This window comes from Streptococcus sp. HMSC072D07 (assembly GCF_001814835.1).
Taxonomy (GTDB): Bacteria; Bacillota; Bacilli; order Lactobacillales; family Streptococcaceae; genus Streptococcus.
The window spans coordinates 405,676-414,957 of record NZ_KV818036.1 but is presented as its reverse complement, the minus strand read 5'-3'; the positions used below and the strand labels follow the sequence as shown (position 1 = coordinate 414,957).

General features: G+C 41.0%; 10 protein-coding genes. 4 read left to right on the top strand and 6 right to left on the bottom strand.

Annotated features, from left to right (window positions below; translation table 11 throughout):
• On the top strand, nucleotides 1-198 hold a 198-nt coding region (locus HMPREF2991_RS02835; protein ID WP_142350310.1), incomplete at its 5' end, for an LPXTG cell wall anchor domain-containing protein.
• An 81-nt stretch (nucleotides 199-279) separates the two neighbouring features.
• Here HMPREF2991_RS02835 and HMPREF2991_RS02830 read toward each other — a convergent pair.
• From HMPREF2991_RS02830 to HMPREF2991_RS02820, 3 genes are all read right to left on the bottom strand, one after another.
• Nucleotides 280-1,356: a DUF2974 domain-containing protein gene (locus HMPREF2991_RS02830; RefSeq protein ID WP_001273839.1), complete on the bottom strand. Its 1,077-nt coding sequence runs from the start codon at nucleotides 1,354-1,356 to the stop codon at nucleotides 280-282.
• A 111-nt stretch (nucleotides 1,357-1,467) separates the two neighbouring features.
• A complete protein-coding gene (locus HMPREF2991_RS02825; RefSeq protein WP_000820258.1) occupies nucleotides 1,468-2,244 on the bottom strand; it encodes a ferredoxin reductase domain-containing protein in 777 nt (258 codons plus the stop codon).
• Nucleotides 2,245-2,329: 85 nt separating this feature from the next.
• Nucleotides 2,330-2,899, bottom strand: a complete 570-nt coding sequence (locus tag HMPREF2991_RS02820; protein ID WP_070683369.1) for a TetR/AcrR family transcriptional regulator — start codon at nucleotides 2,897-2,899, stop codon at nucleotides 2,330-2,332.
• A gap of 321 nt (nucleotides 2,900-3,220) precedes the next feature.
• On the opposite strand from HMPREF2991_RS02820, the gene HMPREF2991_RS02815 reads away from it, so the two are divergent.
• On the top strand, nucleotides 3,221-3,898 hold the full coding sequence (locus HMPREF2991_RS02815) for a response regulator transcription factor (protein WP_000548981.1): 678 nt from the start codon (nucleotides 3,221-3,223) through the stop codon (nucleotides 3,896-3,898).
• The gene (locus HMPREF2991_RS02810) at nucleotides 3,891-4,865 is read left to right on the top strand and encodes a sensor histidine kinase (protein WP_070683367.1); all 975 of its coding nucleotides are present in this window, start codon (nucleotides 3,891-3,893) and stop codon (nucleotides 4,863-4,865) included. The genes HMPREF2991_RS02815 and HMPREF2991_RS02810 overlap by 8 nt, the downstream gene beginning before the upstream one ends.
• Nucleotides 4,866-5,019: 154 nt before the next feature.
• Here HMPREF2991_RS02810 and thrS read toward each other — a convergent pair whose 3' ends face one another.
• The 3 genes from thrS to HMPREF2991_RS02795 form a co-directional block, all read right to left on the bottom strand.
• Nucleotides 5,020-6,963: a threonine--tRNA ligase gene (gene thrS, locus HMPREF2991_RS02805; protein WP_070683365.1), complete on the bottom strand. Its 1,944-nt coding sequence runs from the start codon at nucleotides 6,961-6,963 to the stop codon at nucleotides 5,020-5,022.
• 103 nt (nucleotides 6,964-7,066) lie between these two features.
• Nucleotides 7,067-7,423, bottom strand: a complete 357-nt coding sequence (locus tag HMPREF2991_RS11130; RefSeq protein ID WP_049490306.1) for a hypothetical protein — start codon at nucleotides 7,421-7,423, stop codon at nucleotides 7,067-7,069.
• A 324-nt stretch (nucleotides 7,424-7,747) separates the two neighbouring features.
• Nucleotides 7,748-8,122, bottom strand: coding sequence for a hypothetical protein (locus HMPREF2991_RS02795; protein ID WP_049490304.1), 375 nt, complete (start codon nucleotides 8,120-8,122; stop codon nucleotides 7,748-7,750).
• Nucleotides 8,123-8,317: 195 nt separating this feature from the next.
• Between HMPREF2991_RS02795 and HMPREF2991_RS02790 the strand changes: the two genes are divergently transcribed.
• On the top strand, nucleotides 8,318-9,169 hold the full coding sequence (locus HMPREF2991_RS02790) for a metallophosphoesterase family protein (protein WP_049490303.1): 852 nt from the start codon (nucleotides 8,318-8,320) through the stop codon (nucleotides 9,167-9,169).
• Nucleotides 9,170-9,282: the final 113 nt, after the last annotated feature.

The following is a 9,282-nucleotide window of genomic DNA, read 5'->3' as shown; positions in this document are numbered from 1 at the left end:
AACGGTGACACAGAACATGTCTACGAAAAAGTTGTTACTGCCCCTCAACAAAAACCGACTGAGCAATCTCCAACTACTAAAGCAACCAAAGAATTACCTAATACTGGTACGGAAGATCATGCAGCTTTGGCAGCTCTAGGAGTACTTGGTTTGATGAGCGGATTTGGACTTGTGTCTCGAAAGAAAAAAGAAGACTAATTCTATACTCGAGATTCTAAGTAGTATCCATTAGTTTCTTAAACAAAAAACCAACTAATCATTAGGTTAGTTGGTTTTTGTCTATTCTCGATTTTTCCAAGCTTGGTAGCGAGTGTCAATCAAGAGTTGGGTTAAGCGTCCCATGATTTCTCTTTCTTCAGGAGTGAGGGATTGGGCTTGTACAAAGAGATGGTGAATGTGTTCAATGACCTTGAAGGAAGAAAGGTCGTTGATAGAAGAGATGCCTGCATCTAGAATGATTCCAAAAAAGAGGTCAAAGTAGAGCTGCAGTTCTTCGTCAGGAACTGTTTCAACCCATTCCTTGAAAGTAGTGTCGACTTGTTGGCTGTCACTATTAGTTTCGTCTAGTTGGACAAAGTGTTTGTCTTCAACCTGCCAACTAAAGGTATCGTGCTGGGCGATACCACCCAAGGCAGTGCTTCGAACAACAATTTTTTTATCCGGAATTTCCAGCATCATCCCGATGATAGAACCTTGTGGGATAAACACTTTCGTTCTTTCCATCATGTTTTGATAGCCAGGTGTTTCGGTTAGTTCCTTGTGAAGCCCAGGGGCATCAAAAGTATAGACAGCGACAATGTTTTTCTGCAAGTTTGGATCAAGTTGACTGGCAGCATAGACAGCTAGATTACCCCCTTTTGAGTGTCCTGCTAGAATAACCTTTTGGTTAGGATGTTGGGAAAAAAAGTCCTCTAAATACTGGAGGGCATGTTTTTGAGCTGGGATTTCCTTCATATAGGTCATATGGAAATCTTCTTTCCAACCGATGATGCTATCATCCGTTCCGCGAAAAACAAGCAAATAAGTATCGAGACTGATACGATAAGTCATGGCTGCAAACTGTTTTTGCAATTCAGGATCAATATCGTTAATAAAGTCTGAGAGCTTGCAATTTTTAAAGCGTTTGTGTTGAGCGAGTTGATCCAACAACTGGAGACGGTTTTTATTGGTCAACATCGTCGTGTCTCTAGGGATTTGAGGTGCAAGATCTATGAGGCGCTTTGGTTCTTGGGTAACTACATCATCAAAAGGAAGATAGGTTAATTCAGTCAGGGCAAGAATATCTAACTCATTCACGGGGAGGTCATAAAAGGAATCGTATGCTACGTCATTTAAGTAGTCAAAAATATTGGCCATAAAAGCTCCTTTCTCAATGTTTATATTACCACATTTACCTAGAATTAGCTAGTAGGCTTGTTCGAATGACCTAGTAGGGTTTGATTGAAATACATAGAAGATAGATTGCTCCTATTTCAAACCTCTAAACGAGCTTACTTGTATGTTTTTGCTATCAATCCCATTTTCCTTTAAAAAGTTCTTCATCTCATTTACATCATCAGGCTGACCTGTGATGAGATAACTAGCTTGATTGCCGTATTCATCAATAGCACGTTTTAAAAATTCTTGACTTTGAGAAAGTTCCTCGCTAGTTTTATAAGTAAAATTCGGTGTTTTTTGAGCCAGTTCTTTCATCTCATTATCGAAAATAGTAACTCCTTTGTCAAAATGGTTGAGAATAATCGGACATTTACCAGCCCATTCTTTGATAAGGGGGCGTAGAGTAGAAATACCAACATCAGATGCAAAGCAAACTAGTGGCTTATTCGTATCTTTAACAGTCAAAGAGGAATCCAGCCAACTCATCTCAATCTCACTGCCAGCCGGTAAATGTGTCAAGGTGTTCTTAAAGTTGCTTCCACTATTATGAGTCAAAATGAGAATTTCATCTTCATCAGGTGTGGAGGCAATGGTTAGCCATCGACTGGTTTGCTCTCCCTTAGCTTCATATTTACTAGCAGTAGACGAGGTATCAGGGAGTGTAAACTTAGCATAAGCCCCAGCTTTCCAGATTTGATGACTCGGTTTTGTGATATGAATTAAATATAGATCTCCGCTGGGGTTTTCAATGGATTTTATAGATAATGTCTGGCTTCGTCCAAGATAAGCGATGGCACCCCAAGTTATAATACATATCGCTCCAAGTGTTGATAGAATGATAATAAACATTTTTTTACCTCTTTTCATTTTTTATGACTCCTGTTCTTAATTTTATGAATGAACTATAAAATTATTCATTCATATCTTTTCAAAAAATAAAGAAATCCATTCTTTATTTTAGAACTCCTTTAATGAAGTTGGTCGCAAGTATTTCAACAGTTTTGCCAATATCTGGAAAATCTTTTTCCGTGATATGCATATCCATATAGTAAAACAGATTATAAACCTGTAAAATATCTTGAATCTTTTCTGGCGAGTACCCTTCAGACTGCATACGATTTGTAAAAGTTTTAACTAGAAACTGATGAAAAGGATTTGCGACTTTGCCTTCTTCCGAGGAATAGTAGCTGTGTAACTCATCTGCGATGGCAGGATTGTACCATTCTGCAAGGATTTTATTGGAAGAAACGAGAGTTCTGGACTGAGCAAATAGTTGACCAATGAGGTCGATCATGTCAATTTCCCAATCCAGTTCTTCGATCATAGCTTGGCGAACGCGGTTGTTTTCATCTATATAGATGTCTAGAAAAATGGCTTCTTTACTCTCGTAATAGTTATAAAAAGAACCAACTGCAACACCAGCTTGCCTAGCAATTTCTGAAATACCTGTTGCCTTGTAACCTTTTTTCGAAAAAACTTCATAGGCTGCTGTCCTTAAAGATTGTTTTTTGTCCAATAGGATTTAACCTCCTTTATTTTATGAATGAATAAATTTATTTGTTCATTCATATTCTAACAAATCATGGCTAGCTTGTCAATAAGAAGGCTAGATCTATTAAATAAGTTAAAGAAACGCTAACTAAATGAGCACAAAAAGGAAAATATAGGATAAGGCTGGAACTATAATTAAAAATAAGGTATGATATCAGTGGGAATGTTCTCTATTTATCATCTGTTTTCTGATTTGGATTTGGGAAATAGGCTGCTAAACAGTATGAGATACTGATCCGTAAATCTGATATGAAGGGTTTTGATACTTTGAGTAATAACAAAGGAGGAGCGCATGCACAAGATTTTACTAGTAGAAGATGACCAAGTTATTCGACAACAAGTTGGGAAACTGCTCTCTGAGTGGGGCTTTGAGGTCGTTTTGGTAGAAGATTTTATGGAAGTATTGAGCCTTTTTGTTCAGTCAGAACCTCATTTGGTCCTCATGGATATTGGTTTGCCACTCTTTAATGGTTATCACTGGTGTCAGGAGATTCGCAAGATTTCCAAGGTGCCCATCATGTTTCTGTCTTCGAGAGACCAGGCGATGGATATTGTCATGGCGATCAATATGGGGGCAGATGACTTTGTGACCAAGCCTTTTGACCAGCAGGTGCTCCTTGCCAAGGTTCAAGGCTTGTTGCGCCGTTCCTATGAGTTTGGGCGGGATGAAAGTTTGCTAGAGTATGCAGGTGTGATTCTCAATACCAAGTCTATGGACCTGCACTATCAGGGGGAAGTCCTGAGCTTAACCAAGAATGAATTTCAAATTTTGCGGGTCTTGTTTGAACATGCTGGCAATATCGTAGCGCGTGATGACTTGATGAGAGAACTCTGGAATAGCGACTTTTTCATCGATGACAATACCTTGTCTGTCAATGTTGCTCGCCTGCGTAAAAAGTTGGAGGAGCAAGGTTTAGCAGGGTTTATCGAAACCAAGAAAGGGATAGGATACGGACTGAAACATGCTTGATTGGAAATCATTTTTTCTAGCCTATCTGCGTTCTCGCAGTCGCGTTTTTACCTATATTTTTTCATTAGGCTTTCTCGTCCTTCTCTTTCAGTTTTTATTTGCTAGTCTAGGAACTTATTTTCTTTATTTCTTTCTGCTCAGTAGTTTTTTGACCTTTTTATTTTTGGCTTGGGATATTTTTGCAGAAGCTCAGGTTTACCGGCAGGAAGTACTCTATGCTGAGAGAGACCCCAAGTCTCCTCTGGAATGTGCGCTAGCAGAAAAGCTCGAAGAGCGTGAGTCTGAATTGTATCAAAAGAAGTCTGAAGCGCAGAGCAAGTTGACGGATTTGCTTGACTACTACACCTTGTGGGTTCACCAAATCAAGACCCCCATTGCAGCTAGTCGGCTTCTAGTGGCAGAAGTTTCTGATCGGGAGGTCAAGCAGCAACTGGAACAGGAAATCTTTAAGATTGACTCCTATACCAATCTGGTGTTGCAGTATCTTCGTTTGGAGAGCTTCCACGATGACTTGGTATTTGAAAAGGTTCAAGTGGAGGATCTGGTGAAGGAAGTGGTTCGCAAATATGCCCTTTTCTTTATCCAAAATGGACTGGCGCTCAATCTCCATGACCTTGACAAAATCATCGTGACTGATAAGAAATGGCTGTTGGTCGTCATTGAACAAATCCTCTCAAACAGTCTCAAGTACACCAAGGAAGGTGGGCTAGAGATTTATATGGAAGGTCAGGAGCTCTGTATCAAGGATACGGGAATCGGGATTAAAAACAGCGATGTGCTCCGAGTCTTTGAACGTGGCTTTTCAGGCTACAATGGGCGTTTGACCCAGCAGTCATCTGGACTTGGCCTCTATCTATCTAAGAAAATTTCTGAAGAACTGGGCCACCAGATTCGCATCGAGTCTGAGGTCGGAAAAGGAACAACCGTACGGATTAAATTCGCTGAAGTGAAGCTCGTTATTGAGTAAACATAAATGAGAAAAAGCCTCCGGATTGGAGGCTTTTATGCTAGGTTCTTATACTCAATGAAAATCAAAGAGCAAACTAGGAAACTAGCCGCAGGCTGTACTTGAGTACGGCAAGGCGACGTTGACGTGGTTTGAATTTGATTTTCGAAGAGTATTATTTCTCAACGCGTGATTTGTTGGCAATATCAGCTAGGATAGCTTGAACAAAGTCATCGACTGAGACAGTTTGTGTTTCTTTTTGGCCATAGCGACGAACGTTGACTGTTCCGTCTTCCATTTCCTTATCACCAACGATCAATTGGTAAGGAATCTTGCTGGTTTGAGAAGCACGAATCTTGAACTGCATTTTTTCGTTGCGTTCATCCACATCAGCACGGACACCACGGTCACGGAGTTTTTTAGCTACTTCCCATGCGTAGTCTACGTGTTTTTCGTTAGAAACGGGGATGAGGGTCACTTGATGTGGTGCAAGCCATGTTGGGAAGGCACCCTTGTAGTTCTCAATCAAGATAGCTGTGAAGCGTTCCATAGTTGAGATAACCCCACGGTGGATCATAACTGGACGGTGCTCTTCACCGTCAGCTCCGATATATTTGAGGTCGAAGCGTTCTGGGAGCAAGAAGTCAAGCTGGATAGTCGAAAGGGTTTCTTCTTTTCCAAGGGCAGTTTTAACCTGGATATCCAATTTTGGTCCATAGAAGGCTGCTTCACCTTCAGCTTCAAAGTAGTCAACACCCATTTCATCAAGGGCTGCACGAAGCATAGTTTGGGCATTTTCCCACATCTCATCGTTGTCAAAGTACTTGTGAGTATCTTGAGGGTCGCGAAGAGAGAGACGGAAGCGGTATTCAGTCAAGTTGAAGTCTTCATAAACATCGATAATCAACTGAAGGGCACGTTGGAATTCTTCTTGGATTTGTTCTGGAGTGACAAAGAGGTGACCGTCGTTGAGGGACATTTCACGTACACGTTGAAGACCAGTGAGGGCACCAGATTTCTCGTAGCGGTGCATCATACCGATTTCAGCGATACGGATTGGCAATTCACGGTAAGAGTGAACATGGTGTTTGAAGACTTGGATGTGGTGTGGGCAGTTCATTGGACGAAGGACAAATTCTTCCCCGTCACCCATGTCCATAGTTGGGAACATGTCTTCTTGGTAATGATCCCAGTGACCAGAAGTCTTGTAGAGTTCAACAGAAGCAAGTGGTGGAGTGTAAACGTGTTGGTAGCCAGAAGCTAACTCCTTGTCTACGATGTAGCGTTCCAATTCACGACGGATAGTCGCACCGTTTGGCAACCAGAATGGCAAACCTTGTCCGACTTCTTGTGAAATCATGAAGAGGTCAAGCTCTTTACCAAGTTTACGGTGGTCACGTTCTTTGGCTTCTTCACGCATTTGAAGGTAGTTTTTCAAGTTTTTCTTGTCAAACCAAGCTGTACCGTAGATCCGTTGCATCATCGCGTTGTCGCTATTTCCACGCCAGTAAGCACCTGCTACATGAAGAAGGTGGAAGATTTGGATGCGGCCTGTTGAAGGGACGTGAGGTCCACGGCAGAGGTCCACGTATTCACCTTGACGGTAGATGGTCAAACCACCCTCGTCTTCAGAGTGTTCTTCAATCAATTCCAACTTGTAAGGGTCGTTTTTGAAGATTTCACGCGCTTCATCTTTGGTTACTTCCTCACGAATAGATGGGAAGTTTTCTTTAACGATCTTTTGCATTTCTTCTTCGATACGAGGCAGGTCTTCGTTGGAGATTTGACCAGCCTGATTGTCCGTATCATAGTAGAAACCATCTTCAATAGCTGGACCAACTCCCAAGTGAATGTCTGGGAAAAGGCGACGAGCTGCTTGGGCGAACAAGTGGGCAGCTGAGTGGCGCAAGATTGGAAGGGCATCTTCGTGATCAGGTGTCACGATTTCGATGCTTCCATCTTCAGTGATAGCACGAGTCGTGTCGATGAGTTTGCCGTTGAATTTACCAGCGAGAGCTTTTTTAGCTAGAGAATTGCTGATAGATTGGGCAATTTCAAAAGTAGTAACGCCAGATTCGAATTCACGAACAGCGCCATCTGGGAAAGTAATCTTAATCATGGTTTTCTCCTTAAAAATTAATCATATTTTATAACTGAGGTTTGAAGAAGTGGGAAACTAGATATCAACAAAGAATAATAGCAGTCGATTTGCTAAATCAATTTCATTTTAACTTTTTCAGTCTGAAAATAAAGAAAAGCGTAGAAATACATAGATAGCATACCAAGGAAAGAATGAGAGACAGGTATTCCTCCTGAGTCATCTCACCTCTCATGTATATCCATATTGGATAGCTTTTTATCGCATTGACCAAATAGATACCAGCTGTTAAACTGAAAAGATATCCTGTTATAATGAGTTTCTTGTTGTTGAAAAACATTAAGATACCAAGAAAAGGGGCAAGGAATGGTAAGAGAGGAATGAGTAGAAAAAATGAAAAGACGACAATATTTTCCGTCCCCCATAGACTGAGCGTATTCATTAGCCAGACATAGAGTAAAAGGAAGGTACAAGTGATCATCCAAGATAATATTTTCTTCAAATCTATCACCTCATTTCAGCTCTTGGCTAAATTTCATCTTAACTTTGTCGTTAATACTCTCCAAACAAAAAACGACATCCTAAAAGGACGTCGCAACGTGGTTCCACCTTCATTTATGTTCCTCAAAAAAGAGGGACACCTCTGATTGGCTTTAACGTGGCCACCGTTTTATGTTTGCATAAAAGTCAGTAGAGTAGTATCAGTTTAGGCTTTCTATGCGTTTCCAGCAACCACGCACTCTCTAGTAGAAAGGGACTAAGTGACTTGTCTCTATGCATTATTATAGCATGATTGCGAGAATTTTCAAGGTTTTTGTATAATTTTTTTGTTTTTCGCTCTCTGGAAGAGATGCTTGATCCCCACACCAGCAGCCAAGCCAAGTAGGGCAAAGAGCTCATAGGCTAGGAAGTAAAGCAGGATGAACTCGCCAAAGGTGATGATGGTAAAGCAATAGAGCAGACCAATACCGAGTAGCCACCAAAGTGAGAAATGAAATCGATAGCTATAAAGTAGCGATACGATAAAGGTTACCAGAGGTGAAAAGAGGATGATGTTGTAAATGTATAGTCCCTTCAGTGTATATGGGTCAGAGATGAGTAGAGAGAGGAGCTCATAGAGGGGCCAGTAAAAAAAGAAAGTGACAAGGTAGTATGGGATATACTTAAGATAATTCCGCATGGCAATAGTCCTCCAATCTGGAAAAATTGAGAGATATTGTGGACCACATAATCCTAAATGAAGGGGAAGTTTCTACTTATATTATAGCACGATTTGGAGGCTCTTACAATTTAATCCAGTGATCAGTGATAGTGATCTTTTCGAGTGTTTTCTGTTATAATACTAACAAAAGAAGTAAAAGGGTAAGGAGAAAGAATGACCAAAATAGCAGTTCTTTCAGACATACATGGAAATACGACAGCTTTGGAAGCTGTTTTGGCTGATGCAAGAGCGGCAGAGGTAGACGAGTACTGGCTTTTGGGAGATATTCTCATGCCTGGAACAGGACGTAGAAGGATCTTGGATCTCTTAGCAAGTTTGCCTATCACTGTAAGAGTGCTGGGAAATTGGGAGAATAGTCTCTGGCGAGGTCTGCATCGCAAGTTAGATCCTACAAAAGCGAGCCATCGTTATCTCCTGCGCCTAAGTCAGTACATCTTAGAGGAGGTCAGCCCTAAAGAAATCGAAGACCTCAATAATCAACCTATGCAAGTTCATCGTCAGTTTGGTGATTTGATGGTGGGAATCACTCACCATCTCCCTGATAAAAACTGGGGAAGAGAATTGATCCATACGGGAAAACAAGAAGATTTTGATAGATTGGTGACGAATCCACACGCCTCCATCGCAGTATATGGCCATATCCACCAACAGTTGCTTCGTTATGGAAGTGACGGACAGTTGATTCTTAATCCAGGATCCATTGGGCAACCTTTCTTTCTAGATGCGAAGTTGCGTAAGGACCTGCGGGCTCAGTATATGATCTTAGAGTTTGATGAAACTGGTTTGGCTGATATTGATTTTCGTCGAGTGGATTATGATGTAGAAGCTGAATTGCAGTTGGCTAAGGATTTGAAGCTCCCCTATTTCCAAATCTACTATGAAAGTTTGGTAAATGGGATTCACCATACTCATAACCACGAATTGTTAGGTCAAATCAGTGAACAAGAAGGCTATGATCAGGATGTTGAACTCTGGATGGAAAGAGAAAAGAAAGATTGGTTTTAAGAGGATTTCTAGCTAGAAATAAGATAGTCTAGTGACTGCTGTTTTGCGATAAGTCGAACTGGATACGAATTGACGGCTTCTCAAATTTATGTTAGAATAACGGAATATAACTA

Bases quoted from the DNA above. Each gene is read 5' to 3' on its own strand.
- HMPREF2991_RS02825 (WP_000820258.1), bottom strand. From the start codon at position 2,244: ATGAAAAGAGGTAAAAAAATGTTTATTATCATTCTATCAACACTTGGA.
- thrS (WP_070683365.1), bottom strand. From the start codon at position 6,963: ATGATTAAGATTACTTTCCCAGATGGCGCTGTTCGTGAATTCGAATCT.
- HMPREF2991_RS02810 (WP_070683367.1), top strand. From the start codon at position 3,891: ATGCTTGATTGGAAATCATTTTTTCTAGCCTATCTGCGTTCTCGCAGT.
- HMPREF2991_RS11130 (WP_049490306.1), bottom strand. From the start codon at position 7,423: ATGATCACTTGTACCTTCCTTTTACTCTATGTCTGGCTAATGAATACG.
- HMPREF2991_RS02795 (WP_049490304.1), bottom strand. From the start codon at position 8,122: ATGCGGAATTATCTTAAGTATATCCCATACTACCTTGTCACTTTCTTT.
- HMPREF2991_RS02790 (WP_049490303.1), top strand. From the start codon at position 8,318: ATGACCAAAATAGCAGTTCTTTCAGACATACATGGAAATACGACAGCT.
- HMPREF2991_RS02830 (WP_001273839.1), bottom strand. From the start codon at position 1,356: ATGGCCAATATTTTTGACTACTTAAATGACGTAGCATACGATTCCTTT.
- HMPREF2991_RS02815 (WP_000548981.1), top strand. From the start codon at position 3,221: ATGCACAAGATTTTACTAGTAGAAGATGACCAAGTTATTCGACAACAA.